Source organism: Burkholderia sp. PR2 (assembly GCF_052372875.1).
GTDB classification, from domain to species: domain Bacteria; phylum Pseudomonadota; class Gammaproteobacteria; order Burkholderiales; family Burkholderiaceae; genus Burkholderia; species Burkholderia diffusa.
Genome location: NZ_JBQRWH010000004.1, coordinates 1,916,908 through 1,931,999 on the forward strand (window position 1 = coordinate 1,916,908; position 15,092 = coordinate 1,931,999).

General features: G+C 65.6%; 14 protein-coding genes. 10 read left to right on the forward strand and 4 right to left on the reverse strand.

The window, feature by feature from the left end; translation table 11 throughout:
• Positions 1-8: 8 nt before the first annotated feature.
• Genes thrC through ACT2FV_RS26040 form a run of 3 tightly spaced genes read right to left on the reverse strand, consistent with a single transcriptional unit; the run spans position 9 to position 4,094 of the window.
• The gene (thrC, locus tag ACT2FV_RS26030; RefSeq protein WP_444505099.1) at positions 9-1,460 is read right to left on the reverse strand and encodes a threonine synthase; all 1,452 of its coding nucleotides are present in this window, start codon (positions 1,458-1,460) and stop codon (positions 9-11) included.
• A 14-nt stretch (positions 1,461-1,474) separates the two neighbouring features.
• Positions 1,475-2,803, reverse strand: coding sequence for a homoserine dehydrogenase (locus ACT2FV_RS26035; protein ID WP_151049312.1), 1,329 nt, complete (start codon positions 2,801-2,803; stop codon positions 1,475-1,477).
• A 52-nt stretch (positions 2,804-2,855) separates the two neighbouring features.
• On the reverse strand, positions 2,856-4,094 hold the full coding sequence (locus ACT2FV_RS26040; protein ID WP_059604283.1) for a pyridoxal phosphate-dependent aminotransferase: 1,239 nt from the start codon (positions 4,092-4,094) through the stop codon (positions 2,856-2,858).
• Positions 4,095-4,410: 316 nt separating this feature from the next.
• Between ACT2FV_RS26040 and ACT2FV_RS26045 the strand changes: the two genes are divergently transcribed.
• Positions 4,411-4,785 (forward strand): Mth938-like domain-containing protein, encoded by a 375-nt coding sequence (locus tag ACT2FV_RS26045; RefSeq protein WP_059604281.1) that lies wholly within the window; start codon positions 4,411-4,413, stop codon positions 4,783-4,785.
• Here ACT2FV_RS26045 and ACT2FV_RS26050 read toward each other — a convergent pair.
• Complete coding sequence (locus ACT2FV_RS26050) at positions 4,782-4,922, reverse strand: hypothetical protein (RefSeq protein ID WP_170296433.1); 141 nt, start codon at positions 4,920-4,922, stop codon at positions 4,782-4,784. The genes ACT2FV_RS26045 and ACT2FV_RS26050 overlap by 4 nt on opposite strands.
• Here ACT2FV_RS26050 and ACT2FV_RS26055 point away from each other — a divergent pair.
• The 9 genes from ACT2FV_RS26055 (at position 4,921) to ACT2FV_RS26095 (ending at position 14,915) form a co-directional block, all read left to right on the forward strand.
• Positions 4,921-6,597 carry a glycosyltransferase family 39 protein gene (locus tag ACT2FV_RS26055; protein WP_151049310.1) on the forward strand — a complete coding sequence of 559 codons (1,677 nt, stop codon included), beginning with the start codon at positions 4,921-4,923 and terminating at the stop codon, positions 6,595-6,597. The two genes, ACT2FV_RS26050 and ACT2FV_RS26055, sit on opposite strands and share 2 nt — an antisense overlap.
• Positions 6,598-6,610: 13 nt before the next feature.
• Entirely contained in the window at positions 6,611-6,982 is a 372-nt protein-coding gene (locus ACT2FV_RS26060; protein ID WP_014896865.1) for an EamA family transporter, read from the forward strand.
• Positions 6,983-7,118: 136 nt separating this feature from the next.
• On the forward strand, positions 7,119-8,270 hold the full coding sequence (locus ACT2FV_RS26065; RefSeq protein ID WP_444505100.1) for a DegT/DnrJ/EryC1/StrS family aminotransferase: 1,152 nt from the start codon (positions 7,119-7,121) through the stop codon (positions 8,268-8,270).
• A gap of 6 nt (positions 8,271-8,276) precedes the next feature.
• Positions 8,277-9,299, forward strand: a complete 1,023-nt coding sequence (locus tag ACT2FV_RS26070) for a glycosyltransferase (protein WP_444505101.1) — start codon at positions 8,277-8,279, stop codon at positions 9,297-9,299.
• Complete coding sequence (locus tag ACT2FV_RS26075) at positions 9,296-10,243, forward strand: formyltransferase (RefSeq protein WP_151049308.1); 948 nt, start codon at positions 9,296-9,298, stop codon at positions 10,241-10,243. The genes ACT2FV_RS26070 and ACT2FV_RS26075 overlap by 4 nt, the downstream gene beginning before the upstream one ends.
• Positions 10,240-11,295 carry a bifunctional UDP-4-keto-pentose/UDP-xylose synthase gene (locus ACT2FV_RS26080; protein ID WP_059680085.1) on the forward strand — a complete coding sequence of 352 codons (1,056 nt, stop codon included), beginning with the start codon at positions 10,240-10,242 and terminating at the stop codon, positions 11,293-11,295. Before ACT2FV_RS26075 ends, ACT2FV_RS26080 begins: the two co-directional genes overlap by 4 nt.
• A gap of 12 nt (positions 11,296-11,307) precedes the next feature.
• Positions 11,308-12,204 carry a 4-deoxy-4-formamido-L-arabinose-phosphoundecaprenol deformylase gene (locus ACT2FV_RS26085; RefSeq protein ID WP_444505102.1) on the forward strand — a complete coding sequence of 299 codons (897 nt, stop codon included), beginning with the start codon at positions 11,308-11,310 and terminating at the stop codon, positions 12,202-12,204.
• Between the two features lie 108 nt (positions 12,205-12,312).
• Entirely contained in the window at positions 12,313-12,774 is a 462-nt protein-coding gene (locus tag ACT2FV_RS26090) for a peroxiredoxin (protein WP_444505103.1), read from the forward strand.
• Between the two features lie 332 nt (positions 12,775-13,106).
• Positions 13,107-14,915 (forward strand): PhoH family protein, encoded by a 1,809-nt coding sequence (locus ACT2FV_RS26095; RefSeq protein ID WP_444505104.1) that lies wholly within the window; start codon positions 13,107-13,109, stop codon positions 14,913-14,915.
• The last annotated feature ends 177 nt before the right edge of the window (positions 14,916-15,092 follow it).

The window sequence follows — 15,092 nt, forward strand, 5'->3', positions numbered from 1 at the left end:
GTGCTACGTTACGCGCCCGTATGCGCGGCAATGAAGTCCTTCACCTGCTGCGCATCGGCCTTCACGACCTCGAAACGCTGCGGCAGCGCCTCGAGCCCGTCGAATGCCGCCGGCCGCTCGGCCTCGCGATCGAGCGCTTCGCGGATCGTCTCGCCGAACTTGATCGGCTGGGCCGTCTCGAGCACGACCATCGGCACGCCCGCGTCGAGGTGCTCGCGCGCGACCTTCACGCCGTCGGCCGTGTGCGTATCGATCATCGTGTCGTAGCGCGAGAACACGTCACGGATCGTCGCGATGCGGTCCGCGTGGCTGCTGCGACCCGACACGAAGCCGAACTCGGCCACGCGCGCGAAATCGCCGCTCGCAGCGAGATCGAAACCGCCCTTCTCCTCGACGTCGCGGAACAACTGCATCACGCGTGCCGGATCGCGGCCGAGCAGGTCGAACACGAAGCGTTCGAAGTTCGACGCCTTCGAGATATCCATGCTCGGGCTGCTCGTGTGGTATGTGTGTTCCGCGCTGCGCACGCGATATGCGCCGGTGCGGAAGAACTCGTCGAGCACGTCATTCTCGTTGGTCGCGACCACGAGCTTGGCGATCGGCAGGCCCATCATCCGCGCGATGTGACCCGCGCAGACGTTGCCGAAGTTGCCCGACGGCACCGTGAACGACACGCGCTCGTCGTTGGACGTCGTCGCCGCGAAATAGCCCTTGAAGTAGTACACGACCTGGGCGACGACGCGCGCCCAGTTGATCGAATTGACCGTGCCGATCTTGTGCCGCGCCTTGAACGCGTGATCGTTCGACACGGCCTTCACGATGTCCTGGCAATCGTCGAACACGCCTTCGACCGCGAGGTTGAAGATGTTCGGATCCCGCAGGCTGAACATCTGGGCGGTCTGGAACGCACTCATCTTCTTGTGCGGCGACAACATGAACACGCGCACACCGGCCTTGCCGCGCATCGCGTATTCGGCCGCGCTGCCCGTGTCGCCGGACGTCGCGCCGAGGATGTTCAGCGCTTCGCCGTGCTTCGCGAGCGTGTACTCGAACAGGTTGCCGAGCAACTGCATCGCCATGTCCTTGAACGCGAGCGTCGGGCCGTTCGACAGTTCGAGCAGCGAGATCGGCGCGCCGTTCTCGGTGCCGAGCGTCTTCAGCGGCGTGATGTCGGACGCGTTCTCGCCGTGGCGCGTGTTGCTGTACACGGCGGCCGTATACGTGCGGCGCGTGATCGCGCGCAGGTCGTCGGCCGGCACGTCGTCGCAGAACTTCGACAGGATCTCGAACGCGAGATCCGCGTACGGCAGCGTGCGCCAGCGCGCCAGTTCGTCGGCCGACACCTTCGGGTACTCGGCCGGCAGGTACAGCCCGCCGTCCTTCGCGAGACCGCCGAGCAGGATGTCGGAGAACGTGTGGCGCTCGCCGATGCCGGCGCCGCGCGTGGAGATGTAGTTCATGTCGTTCCTGGTCCTCAGTTCAGCGCTTCCATGCGCAGCTTCGTCACCTTCGAGACCACCGTCGCGAGGCCTTCGATCTGCGCGATCGCCGCGTTCACGTGCTTCTCGAGCGTCTCGTGCGTGATCAGGATGATGTCGGTCTCGCCGTTCGCGCCGTCGACCTGCTCCGATTCCTTCTGCAGCAGCGCGTCGATCGAGATGCCCGATTCGGCGAGGATGCGCGTGATGTTGGCGAGCACGCCCGTCTGGTCGGCCACCCGCAGGCGCAGGTAGTAGCCGCTCGTGACTTCCTCGATCGGCAGGATCGGCGTGTTCGACAGGCTGTCCGGCTGGAACGCGAGGTGCGGCACGCGATGCTCGGGGTCAGCCGTGTGCAGGCGCGTGACGTCGACGAGATCCGCGACGACCGCCGAAGCGGTCGGCTCAGCGCCCGCGCCCTTGCCGTAGTACAGCGTCGTGCCGACCGCGTCGCCGTGCACGACGACCGCGTTCATCGCGCCCTCGACGTTCGCGAGCAGGCGCTTCTCGGGAATCAGCGTCGGATGCACGCGCAGCTCGATGCCGTTTTCGGCGCGGCGCGTGATGCCGAGGAGCTTGATCCGGTAGCCGAGCTCTTCCGCGTAGCGGATGTCGGTCGCGTCGAGCTTGCTGATCCCTTCGACGTACGCGCGGTCGAACTGGACCGGCACGCCGAACGCGATCGCGCTCATGATCGTCGCCTTGTGCGCGGCGTCGACGCCTTCGATGTCGAATGTCGGATCGGCTTCCGCGTAGCCGAGTTCCTGTGCGGCCTTCAGCGCGGTCGCGAAGTCGAGGCCGCGGTCGCGCATTTCCGACAGGATGTAGTTCGTCGTGCCGTTGATGATGCCCGCGATGTACTGGATGCGGTTCGCGGTCAGGCCTTCTCGCAGCGCCTTGATGATCGGGATGCCGCCGGCGACGGCCGCCTCGAACGCGACCATCACGCCCTTTTCGCGCGCGGCCTCGAAGATCTCGGTGCCGTGCACCGCGAGCAGCGCCTTGTTCGCCGTCACGACGTGCTTGCCGTTCGCGATCGCGCGCAGCACGAGCTCGCGCGCGATGCCCGTGCCGCCGATCATCTCGGCGATGATCGAAATCGACGGATCGTCGACGACCGCGTTGAAATCGTCGGTGATCTGCGCGGCGCCGGCGTTACCGCCGAGCGCGGCCTGCGCCTTGGCCGGGTTGCGCACCGCGATGCGCGCGACCTCGATGCCGCGCCCCGCGCGTCGCTTGATTTCTTCCTGGTTGCGGTGCAGCACCGTGAAGGTGCCGCTGCCGACGGTGCCGAAGCCCAACAGGCCAACTTTGATCGGTTCCATGCTGCGTGTGATCGATGAGTAAGAGTGAATGAATGCCGGGGACGATGTCCGCTCAGACCGAATGGCGCTTGCGGTAGCCGTCGAGGAAGCGCGCGATCCGGTTGATCGAATCGGTCAGGTCGTCGAGGTTCGGCAGGAAGACCACGCGGAAGTGATCCGGCGCCGCCCAGTTGAAGCCCGTACCCTGCACGAGCAGCACGCGTTCCTCGAGCAACAGGTCGAGGATGAACTGCTGGTCGTTCTGGATCGGATAGAGCTTCGGATCGAGGCGCGGGAACATGTACAGCGCGGCCTGCGGCTTCACGCAGGTCACGCCCGGAATCGACGTGAGCATGTCATACGCCAGCTCGCGCTGCTTGTACAGGCGCCCGCTCGGCACGATCAGCTCGTTGATGCTCTGGTAGCCGCCGAGCGCGGTCTGGATCGCGAACTGCCCGGGCACGTTCGCGCACAGGCGCATCGACGACAGGATCCCGAGCCCTTCGAGGTAATCCTTCGCGCGCCGGCGGTTGTCGCCGCCGAGGCCCGACACGGCCATCCAGCCCGCGCGGTAGCCGCACGAGCGATAGCTCTTCGACAGGCTGTTGAACGTGACGGTGATCACGTCTTCCGACAGCGAGCCCAGCGCCGTGTGCTCGAGCCCGTCGTAGACGATCTTGTCGTAGACCTCGTCGGCAAACACGATCAGCCCGTGCTGGCGCGCGATCTCGAGCAGATCGCGCAGCAATTCGTCGGAATAAAGCGCGCCGGTCGGGTTGTTCGGGTTGATCACGACGATCGCCTTGGTGTTCGGCGTGATCTTGCGGCGGATGTCGTCGAGGTCGGGCATCCACGCGTTCTGCTCGTCGCACACGTAATGCACGGGCGTGCCGCCCGACAGGCTCACGGCGGCCGTCCACAGCGGGTAGTCGGGCGCCGGCAGCAGCACTTCGTCGCCGTCGTTCAGGAGCGCCTGGGTCGCCATCACGATCAGCTCGGACGCGCCGTTGCCGATGTAGATGTCGTCGAGGCCGACACCGACGACGCCCTTTTGCTGCGTGTAGTGCATCACGGCCTTGCGGGCCGAGAACACGCCCTTCGAATCCGAATAGCCGGACGACGCCGGCAGGTTGCGGATCATGTCCTGGATGATTTCGTCCGGCGCGTCGAAACCGAACGGCGCGAGGTTGCCAATGTTCAGCTTGATGATGCGGTGGCCTTCTTCCTCGAGGCGCTTCGCATGCTCGAGCACCGGGCCACGGATGTCGTAGCAGACGTTGAGCAGCTTGTTCGACTTCTGAATCGGTTTCACGACGACACGGTTCCTGGGTTGGCCTTGCGGCCGGGGGACGGGATCAAAACTGGAGAGCGGCCGGTCTGTGCGCGCTGTCTAGACTGGGGAAAATGCGGGCGGTCGGACGCGGCTTGTGGCGACGCACGATGCAACTGGCGCCCGGGGGCAACCAAAAAGTTATAATTTAGCGGATTTTGGCCGACTTTCGCAATGCACCATGGCCGCTCCGGGCCCGCGCCTTCAGGCGTCCCGCGCGCGGCGGTCGCGAAACCGGCCGCCCGGGCCCGTGCGGCCCTTGCCAGACAATCCCTCCACGGAACCGCGGAATACCGATTTGAAACTGCACCAGGACGCGAGCGGCGCGCTCAACACCGTCACCGGCTACGGCCCCGATTATGTCGACGTCAACCTCCAACGCCACGAAGGAAGCGTCATCGTGCTGCCCGGCGCACCGGTGCGGGACTGGCCCGTGTCGTCGTTCGACGCGCTCGCGCCCGAGCATTTCGCGATGCTGCTCGACCCGGCACCCGAACTCGTGATCTTCGGCAGCGGCGCGCGGCTGCGCTTCCCACACCCGCGCCTCGTGGCCATGCTCACGGCCAAGCGCATCGGCGTCGAGACGATGGATTTCCAGGCTGCCTGCCGTACCTACAACATCCTGATGGCCGAGGGCCGCAAGGTCGCCGCCGCGCTCTTAATTGAACGTTAATCACCGTTGCGGTAAAACTCGGGCCGGCACACCGGGTCGATCCCCGGATCGTCCTCCCGGTCGATGACCGGCACGCCGACCGCCCCCGGCGCAACCCGCCGGCGGCTCTTACAACAACCAACAGGCTGAAAATCCATGAACGATACGCCGCCGAGGCTACCGCTCAATCGCATCACGCTCGTCCTCCTGCTCGTCGCACTCGCGATCGTCTGGTTCGCGCCGCTCGGGCTGCGCCACCTGATCCCGAGCGACGAAGGCCGCTACGCCGAAATGGCGCGGGAAATGTTCGTCACCGGCGACTGGATCACACCGCGCTACAACGGCTACAAGTACTTCGAGAAGCCGCCGCTGCAGACCTGGCTGAACGCGCTGACGTTCGCGTGGTTCGGCATTGGCGAATGGCAGGCGCGCCTCTACACGGGCCTCGCCAGCTTCGCCGGCGTGCTGCTGGTCGGCTTCACGGGCGCGCGCCTGTTCAACCCGCTGTCCGGCTTCCTCGCGGCCGTCGTGCTCGCGTGCTCGCCGTACTGGAACCTGATGGGCCACTTCAACGCGCTCGACATGGGGCTCGCGTTCTGGATGACGCTGTCGCTCTGCTCGCTGCTGCTCGCGCAGCGGCCCGGGCTGCAGGCGGGCGCGGCGCGCGGCTGGATGTGGGCGTGCTGGGGCGCGATGGCGTTCGCCGTGCTGTCCAAGGGCCTCGTCGGCCTGATCCTGCCCGGCGCCGTGCTGGTGCTCTATACGCTGATCGCCCGCGACTGGGCGCTGTGGAAGCGGCTGTACCTGGTCAGCGGCCTCGTGATCTTCTTCGCGATCGTCACGCCGTGGTTCGTGCTCGTCCAGCAGCGCAACCCCGAGTTCTTCAACTTCTTCTTCATCGTCCAGCAGTTCCGCCGGTATCTGACCCCGGAACAGAACCGCCCGGGCCCGCTCTACTATTTCGTGCCGGTGCTGCTGGTCGGCTTCCTGCCGTGGCTGTCCGTCGCATGGCAGAGCATCCGCCATGCACTGCGCATGCCGCGCCAGCCGAACGGTTTCTCTCCGATGCTCGTGCTGCTGATCTGGAGCGCGTTCATCTTCCTGTTCTTCAGCGCATCGCATTCCAAGCTGATCTCTTACGTGCTGCCGGTCGCGCCAGCGCTCGCGCTGATGATCGGCGCGTACCTGCCGCTGATGAGCGCCGACCGGTTCCGCCGTCACCTGCTCGGCTACCTCGTATTCTTAGTCGTCGCGGCGTTCGGGATCATCTTCCTCGCGTATCAGGGCGACGCCCGCACGCCGAACGCGCTGTACCGCGCGTTCCAGCTATGGCTGTACGCGGGCCTCGCGGTCGCGGGTGCGCTGACGCTCGCGGCCGCATGGCTGAACCGTCACGTGAGTGTCGCGGCCGCGATCACCGCGTTCGGCGCCGCGTGGCTCGCGTTCGGCACGATCGGCGGCACCGGTCACGATGAATTCGGCCGCTACAGCTCGGGCGCCCTGCTCGCGCCCGCCGTGCGCGCCGAACTGGCGAAGCTGCCGCCCGACACACCGTTCTATTCGATCGAGATGCTCGATCACACGTTCCCGTTCTATATGGGCCACACGACGATCATGGTCCAGCGCCAGGACGAACTCGCATTCGGGATCTCGGTCGAGCCGAACAAATGGATCCCGACCGTCGACCAATGGATCGAACGCTGGAAGCAGGACACCCATGCGCTCGCGATCATGCCGCCCGGCCAGTACGACACGCTGGTCAAGCAAGGCGTGGCGATGCGCGTGATCGCGCGCGACAACCGCCGCGTGATCGTCGAGAAACCGCAATCGTAAGGACGCCCGCCGCATGAATCCCGTTTCGTTCGTCTGCATCATCACCGGCGTGATGCTCAACGCCTGTGCGCAACTCCTGCTGAAAGCCGGCGTCAACGCCGTTGGACACTTCGAATTCAGCCGTGCGAACATCATCCCGGTCGGCCTGAAGATCGCGACCCAGTTGCCGATCATCGGCGGCCTCGGCTGCTACGTGCTGAGCGTGGTCGTCTGGATTCTCGGGCTGTCGCGAGTCGACGTATCGATCGCGTACCCGATGTTGTCGCTCGGCTACGTGGTCAACGCATTTGCCGCCTGGTACCTGTTCGGCGAGGTGCTGTCGGTCCAGCGGCTCGTCGGCATCGGCATCATCCTGATCGGCGTGCTCGTGCTCGCGCGCAGTTGAGCGCGCCCGGCCCGACGGCATTAAGCGTCCGCCTACAAAAAATCACGGTACGAATCCGGCAACCGGTGTTTAATGCCGGTTTCGGGCCGGATCGCCCGACCCCTTTATTACCAGCCATTACAGGCCACAAGCGTTCATGAGCCAGACTACCGCTCCGTTCCTGCCGTTCACCCGCCCCGAGATCGACGAGGAAACCATCCAGGGCGTCGTCGAAGTGCTGCGCTCGGGCTGGATCACCACCGGCCCGCAAAGCCAGAAATTCGAGGCAGCGCTGTCCGAGTACTGCGGTGGCCGTCCGGTCCGCGCGTTCAATTCGGGCACCTGCACGCTCGAGATCGGTCTGCGCATCGCGGGCGTCGGCCCCGGCGACGAGGTGATCACGACGCCGGCGTCGTGGGTGTCGACCAGCAACGTGATCCTCGAGACGGGCGCGACGCCCGTATTCGCCGACATCGACCCCGTCACGCGCAACATCGACCTCGACAAGCTCGAGCAGGCGATCACGCCGCGCACGAAGGCGGTCATCCCGGTCTACCTGGCCGGCCTGCCGGTCGACATGGACCGCCTGTACGCAATCGCGCGCGCGCACAACCTGCGCGTGATCGAGGACGCCGCGCAGGCGCTCGGCTCGACCTGGAAAGGCAAGCGCATCGGCGCGATCGGCGACATCGTGTCGTTCAGCTTCCACGCGAACAAGAACCTGACGACGATCGAAGGCGGTGCGCTCGTGCTGAACAACGAGGACGAGGCGACGCTCGCGCAGAAGTACCGGCTGCAGGGCATCACGCGCACCGGCTTCGACGGGATGGACTGCGACGTGCTCGGCGGCAAGTACAACCTGACCGACGTCGCCGCGCGCGTCGGCCTCGGCCAGCTGCCGCACCTCGAGCGCTTCACCGCGCAGCGCCGCGCTCTCGTGCGCGCGTACTTCGCCGCGCTCGACGGCGGCCCGGCCGTGAAACTCGGGCTCGGCCTGCCCGTCGCCGATTTCGAGAACAGCAACTGGCACATGTTCCAGGTCACGCTGCCGCTCGACCGGCTGTCGATCTCGCGCGCCGATTTCATGGCGCAGATGAAGGAACGCGGGATCGGCACCGGCGTTCACTACCCGGCCATCCATCTTTTCACGCTGTATCGTGCACGCGGCTTCAAGGAGGGCATGTTCCCCCACGCCGAACGATACGGCGCATCGACCGTCACGCTGCCACTCTTCACGCAGATGACGGAAGACGACGTGCGTCGCGTGGCCGACGCCGTCAACCAGATTTGCGAACAATACGGAAAATAAGCGTACATGAATCACCTTGAAGCACGCGCCGGGCATCCGGGCGCCGCGAACCCGGAGGTATCGGTCATCATCCCCGTGTACAACGAGGAAGACGGCCTGGCCGCGCTGTTCGCGCGCCTGTACCCGGCACTCGACGCACTCGGCACGTCGTACGAAGTGATCCTGATCAACGACGGCAGCCGCGACCGCTCGGCCGCGATGCTGGCGGACCAGTTCCACGTGCGCCCCGACACGACGCGCGTCGTGCTGCTCAACGGCAACTACGGCCAGCACATGGCGATCCTCGCCGGCTTCGCGCAGTCGCGCGGCGATATCGTCATCACGCTCGACGCCGACCTGCAGAACCCGCCCGAGGAAATCGGCAAGCTCATCGCGAAGATGCACGAGGGCTACGACTACGTCGGTTCGATCCGCAAGCAGCGTCAGGACAGCCTGTGGCGACGCAAGGCATCGCAGATGATGAACCGGCTGCGCGAGCGCATCACGCGGATCAAGATGACCGACCAGGGCTGCATGCTGCGCGCGTACAGCCGCCGCATCATCGACACGATCAACGTGTGCGGCGAAGTCAACACGTTCATTCCCGCGCTGGCCTATACCTTCGCGCAGAACCCGACCGAAATCGAGGTCGCGCACGAAGAACGCTTCGCGGGCGAGTCGAAATACTCGCTGTACAGCCTGATCCGGCTGAACTTCGACCTCGTGACGGGCTTCTCGGTCGTGCCGCTGCAGTGGCTGTCGTTCATCGGCGTGATCCTGTCGCTCGGCTCCGCCGCGCTGTTCGTGCTGCTGCTCGTGCGCCGTTTCATCGTCGGCGCGGAAGTGCAAGGCGTGTTCACGCTGTTCGCGATCACGTTCTTCCTGCTCGGCGTGATCATCTTCGCGCTCGGCCTGCTCGGCGAATACGTCGGCCGCATCTACCAGCAAGTGCGTGCACGGCCGCGCTACCTGATCCAGGCCGTGCTCGAACAGCATGACGGCATGCCGGCGGTGCCGGTCGGCACGAACCGCACGGGGTTGTCGCAATGAAGCCGCGCGCCGTCGTCTTCGCCTATCACAACGTCGGCGTGCGGTGCCTGCAGGTGCTGCTCGCGCGCGGCGTCGACGTCGCGCTCGTCGTCACGCACGAGGACAACCCGAACGAGAACATCTGGTTCGGCAGCGTCGCATCCGTCGCCGCCGAGCACGGGATCCCGGTCGTCACGCCGGCCGACCCCGCCGATCCCGCATTGCGCCGCGCGGTAGCCGACGCGCAGCCGGACTTCATCTTCTCGTTCTACTACCGCCACATGCTGCCGGTGGATCTGCTCGCGATCGCGCCACGCGGCGCGTACAACATGCACGGTTCGCTGCTGCCGAAATACCGGGGTCGGGTACCGACGAACTGGGCCGTGCTGAACGGGGAAACGGAAACCGGTGCGACGCTGCACGAGATGGCCGCGAAGCCCGACGCCGGCGCGATCATCGGCCAGACCGCGGTGCCGATCCTGCCCGACGACACGGCCACGCAGGTGTTCGACAAGGTGACGGTGGCCGCCGAGCAGACGCTCTGGCGCGTGCTGCCCGCGCTGCTCGCGGGCGATGCGCCACATCTGCCGAACGATCTCGCGAACGGCAGCTACTTCGGCGGACGCAAGCCGGAGGACGGCCGCGTCGACTGGTCGAAGCCGGCCGCGCAGGTCTACAACCTGGTTCGCGCGGTCGCGCCCCCGTATCCGGGCGCGTTCACCGACGTCGGCGGCACGCGGTTCGTGATCGCCCGCGCGCGCCTCGCGGCGCCCGGCAGCGCGGTCGCCGCGGCCGCGGCGGATTTGCCGCCCGGCCTGCACGTAAGCGATAATGCGCTATTCGGCGTCTGCGGCGACAGCCGCGCCCTATCCATTCTCGAGCTGTGGCAGCAGCGCGACGGCAGCGAAACCGTCGTGACGCCCGCGGAATTCGCGCAGTTCATTCATTCTTCCCGTCATTCATGAAAGCAAAAAAAGTCCTGATCCTGGGTGTGAACGGCTTCATCGGCCATCACCTGTCGAAGCGCATTCTTGAAACCACCGATTGGGAAGTGTTCGGCATGGACATGCAGACCGATCGGCTGGGCGACCTCGTCAACCACGAGCGGATGCACTTCTTCGAAGGCGACATCACGATCAACAAGGAGTGGGTCGAGTATCACGTGAAGAAGTGCGACGTGATCCTGCCGCTCGTGGCGATCGCGACGCCCGCGACCTACGTCCAGCAGCCGCTGCGCGTGTTCGAGCTCGACTTCGAGGCGAACCTGCCGATCGTGCGTTCGGCCGTCAAGTACGGCAAGCACCTCGTGTTCCCGTCGACCTCCGAGGTCTACGGCATGTGCTCGGACGAGCAGTTCGACCCGGATGCATCGGCGCTCACCTACGGCCCGATCAACAAGCCGCGCTGGATCTACGCCTGCTCGAAGCAGCTGATGGACCGCGTGATCTGGGGCTACGGAATGGAAGGCCTGAACTTCACGCTGTTCCGTCCGTTCAACTGGATCGGCCCGGGCCTCGACTCGATCTACACGCCGAAGGAAGGCAGCTCGCGCGTCGTCACGCAGTTCCTCGGCCACATCGTGCGCGGCGAGAACATCAGCCTCGTGGACGGCGGCTCGCAGAAGCGCGCGTTCACCGATATCGACGACGGCATCAGCGCGCTGATGAAGATCATCGAGAACAAGAACGGCATCGCGTCGGGCAAGATCTACAACATCGGCAATCCGAAGAACAACTTCTCGGTTCGCGAGCTCGCGCACAAGATGCTCGAACTGGCCGCCGAATATCCGGAATACGCCGGCTCCGCGAAGCAGGTGCAGCTCGTCGAAACGACGTCGGGCGCCTATTACGGCAACGGCTACCAGGACGTGCAGAACCGCGTGCCGAAGATCGACAACACGATGCAGGAGCTCGCATGGGCGCCGCAATCGACGTTCGACGATGCGCTGCGCAAGATCTTCGAAGCGTATCGCGGCCATGTCGCCGACGCGCGCGCGCTGGTCGAGCAGCAGAACTGACGGGACGCTCGCTTGGCTCGTATCGTCCTCAAGATCGACGTCGACACGCTGCGCGGCACGCGCGAAGGCGTGCCGAACCTCGCGCACATCTTCGACCGCTTCAGTGCGCGCGCGACCTTCCTCTTCAGCCTCGGGCCCGATCACACGGGCTGGGCGCTGCGGCGCGTGTTCCGCCCCGGCTTCCTGAAGAAGGTGTCGCGCACGTCGGTGGTCGAGCATTACGGCGTGAAGCAGCTGATGTACGGCGTGCTGCTGCCGGGCCCCGACATCGGCCGTCGCGCGATCGCGGACATGCGCGCGATCCACGAGGCCGGCTTCGAATGCGGGATCCACACGTGGGATCACGTGTACTGGCAAGACAACGTGCGCGTGCGCGATCGCGACTGGACCGCGCGTGAAATGCAGAAGAGCCACGCGCGCTTCGTCGACGTCTTCGGCGCGCCGCCCGTCACGCACGGCGCGGCCGGCTGGCAGATGAACGACGCGGCGTTCGAGCAGATCGACGCATGGGGGATGCGCTACGCATCGGACGGTCGCGGCCATTCGCCGTACCTTCCCGTCGTCGGCGGCCGCACGCTGTCGCACGTGCAGATGCCGACCACGCTGCCGACGCTCGACGAAGTGCTCGGCATCGACGGCATCGACACGCACAACGTCGCCGCGCATATCCTGAAGTTCACGGAGACCAATCCGCACGACCAGGTGTTCACGCTGCATGCGGAACTGGAAGGCCAGAAGCTCGCGCCGGTGTTCGAGCAGCTGCTCGCGGGGTGGCGCGCACAGGGCCATACGTTTGCGACGATGGGCGACTACCACGCGACGCTGGACCGCGACTCGCTGCCATCGTACCCTGTCACGTGGGGCGAGATTCCCGGCCGCTCCGGCGAACTGATCGTCCAGCCCGACTGAGTTCGCGCGCGCCGGCGCCGCCGGCCCTGCCCTCGCGGCGTGCCGCCGCGACGTCCCGCCGTACCGCGCCGCCCGAGCGGCGCCTTTCCATAACAACAGGAGAAACACGTGTCCGTCGAAGTTGACCGCCAAGTTCCCGATTTCACCGCACCGGCTACGGGCGGCGACATTTCGCTGTCCGACCTGAAGGGCAAGAAGCTCGTCCTGTATTTCTATCCGAAAGACAACACGCCGGGCTGCACGACCGAAGGCCTGCAGTTCCGCGATCTCTATCCGAAGTTCAAGAAGGCGGGCGCCGAAGTCATCGGCGTGTCGCGCGACAGCCTGCGCTCTCATGACAACTTCAAGGCAAAGCTCGAACTGCCGTTCCCGTTGATCTCCGATGCCGACGAAGCACTGTGCGCGCTGTTCGATGTCATCAAGATGAAGAAAATGTATGGCAAGGAAGTGCGCGGAATCGAGCGTTCGACGTTCCTGATCGACGCCGACGGCGTGCTTCGCCAGGCATGGCGCGGCATCAAGGTGCCCGGTCACGTGGACGACGTGCTAAGGGCTGTACAAGCGCTTTGAGCCGCGTTATATTGGGCCGCAATGAATGCCAGTTCGCCCCATATTTCTCGTAGCTGCACCGGCGCCCGATGCGATGCTTCCCGGCACCTGACGCGCATTACGACGGTATCAGCCGAGCCGCATGTCCCTGTCGACGGGGCAGCGGCTTTTTTTATGGACTGCGCGCCGGCCCTCGGTCCGGCCCTCACCCCGTCAAGGAGCTGATCGACACTTAGGCGAACCGGCTAGACGAAATTCCTGTGCGCCACCGCGCGCAAACTGCATGCGTGTACGTCACGCAGGATGCGATCAGCGGCGCACTTCATGCGACACGATTCCTCCCGAGGGACACCATGCCTTTGCCTACCCCCCCCAGCAAGCTCGGCAGCCTGCTGCCGCCCGACGAATACAAGGCGAAAGCGCGACCCGCGAAAGCCGCGAAGAAATCCGCCGAAGGGGACGCATCCACTGCCGGTGACTATGGCCCGGCCAGCGTGGCCCAACCGATGACCGAAGCCGCGAACACGGCCGCGCCGCTGCGCGCCGTCGCGTCGTCGGCCCAAGACGCCGCGAGCACACCTGCACGCGGCCGCAGGACCAAACAGACCGCGGCGCTGCTGCAGCCGATCCAGGCGCCGGTCGAAGCAGCACCCGCCGCGCCGGTCGAGGCACGCCACGACAAGCCCGCCGCCGCGAAACCGGCCGCGGCGCCCGCTCGCGATGCCGGCGCGGCGACGAAGTCGCGCAACCGCAAGGCCGCCGAAGCCGAACTGCAGAAGCTGTTCGTGCTCGACACCAACGTGCTGATGCACGATCCGAGCAGCCTCTTCCGCTTCGAGGAACACGACGTCTATCTGCCGATGATGACGCTCGAGGAACTCGACAACCACAAGAAGGGGATGTCGGAAGTCGCGCGCAACGCACGCCAGGTGAGCCGCACGCTCGACGCACTGGTCGCCGACGCGGGCCCGATCACGAACGGCATTCCGCTGTCGCGCCTCGGCAGCCGCGAGGCGCTCGGCCGCCTGTACTTCCAGACGACGCTCACCAACATTCCGCCCGTCGAAGGCCTGCCGGCAGGCAAGGCCGACAACCAGATCCTCGGCGTCGTGCGCGCGCTGCAGCGCGACCGGCCGGACCGCCAGGTTGTGCTGGTGTCGAAAGACATCAACATGCGGATCAAGGCGCATGCGCTCGGCCTGCCTGCGGAAGACTACTTCAACGACCAGGTGCTCGAGGACTCGGATCTCCTGTACAACGGCGTGCGTGAGCTGCCGCAGGATTTCTGGACCAGGCATGCGAAGGGCATGGAGAGTTGGCAGGACACGAAGACGGGCACCACGTACTACCGCGTGACGGGCCCGCTCGTCGCGTCGATGCTCGTCAACGAGTTCGTCTATCTCGAACCGCAGAACGGCGAACCGACGTTCCATGCGATCGTCCGTGAGCTGAACGGGAAGACGGCGCTGCTGCAGACGCTGCGCGACTACAGCCACCACAAGAACAACGTGTGGGGCATCACCGCGCGCAATCGCGAGCAGAACTTCGCACTGAACCTGCTGATGAACCCCGAGATCGACTTCGTCACGCTGCTCGGCCAGGCCGGCACCGGCAAGACGCTCGTCGCGCTCGCGGCCGGCCTCGCGCAGGTGCTCGACGACAAGCGCTACAACGAGATCATCGTGACGCGCGCGACCGTGCCCGTCGGCGAGGACATCGGTTTCCTGCCCGGCACCGAGGAAGAGAAGATGCAGCCGTGGATGGGCGCATTCGACGACAACCTCGAAGTGCTGCAGAAGACCGACGACGCAGCCGGCGAATGGGGCCGCGCGGCGACGCAGGAACTGATCCGTTCGCGCCTGAAGGTGAAGAGCATGAACTTCATGCGCGGCCGCACGTTCGTCGACAAGTACCTGATCATCGACGAAGCGCAGAACCTCACGCCGAAGCAGATGAAGACGCTCGTCACGCGCGCGGGCCCCGGCACGAAGATCGTGTGCCTCGGCAACATCGCACAGATCGACACGCCTTACCTGACCGAAGGCAGCTCGGGCCTGACCTACGTCGTCGACCGCTTCAAGGGTTGGGGGCACAGCGGCCACGTGACGCTCGCGCGCGGCGAACGCTCGCGGCTCGCCGACTACGCGTCGGACATCCTGTAACGCGCGACCGGCTGCCCGCCGGCCGTCGACGCCATGCGGCGCTCCGTTTCCGGAGCGCCGTTTTTATTTTTGGGGTCGGAAACGTCGGTCATGATTCGTTACGCAACGGCCTCACTTACGCGCGAAACTTCAAGTAAATTCTCAGGAATGGTTGCCTAAGCCCCGCCGGAACGTCTA

Coding starts and splice junctions, on each gene's coding strand:
- thrC (WP_444505099.1), bottom strand. CDS start 1,460: ATGAACTACATCTCCACGCGCGGCGCCGGCATCGGCGAGCGCCACACG.
- ACT2FV_RS26035 (WP_151049312.1), bottom strand. CDS start 2,803: ATGGAACCGATCAAAGTTGGCCTGTTGGGCTTCGGCACCGTCGGCAGC.
- ACT2FV_RS26055 (WP_151049310.1), top strand. CDS start 4,921: ATGAACGATACGCCGCCGAGGCTACCGCTCAATCGCATCACGCTCGTC.
- ACT2FV_RS26050 (WP_170296433.1), bottom strand. CDS start 4,922: ATGGATTTTCAGCCTGTTGGTTGTTGTAAGAGCCGCCGGCGGGTTGCG.
- ACT2FV_RS26060 (WP_014896865.1), top strand. CDS start 6,611: ATGAATCCCGTTTCGTTCGTCTGCATCATCACCGGCGTGATGCTCAAC.
- ACT2FV_RS26065 (WP_444505100.1), top strand. CDS start 7,119: ATGAGCCAGACTACCGCTCCGTTCCTGCCGTTCACCCGCCCCGAGATC.
- ACT2FV_RS26070 (WP_444505101.1), top strand. CDS start 8,277: ATGAATCACCTTGAAGCACGCGCCGGGCATCCGGGCGCCGCGAACCCG.
- ACT2FV_RS26075 (WP_151049308.1), top strand. CDS start 9,296: ATGAAGCCGCGCGCCGTCGTCTTCGCCTATCACAACGTCGGCGTGCGG.
- ACT2FV_RS26080 (WP_059680085.1), top strand. CDS start 10,240: ATGAAAGCAAAAAAAGTCCTGATCCTGGGTGTGAACGGCTTCATCGGC.
- ACT2FV_RS26095 (WP_444505104.1), top strand. CDS start 13,107: ATGCCTTTGCCTACCCCCCCCAGCAAGCTCGGCAGCCTGCTGCCGCCC.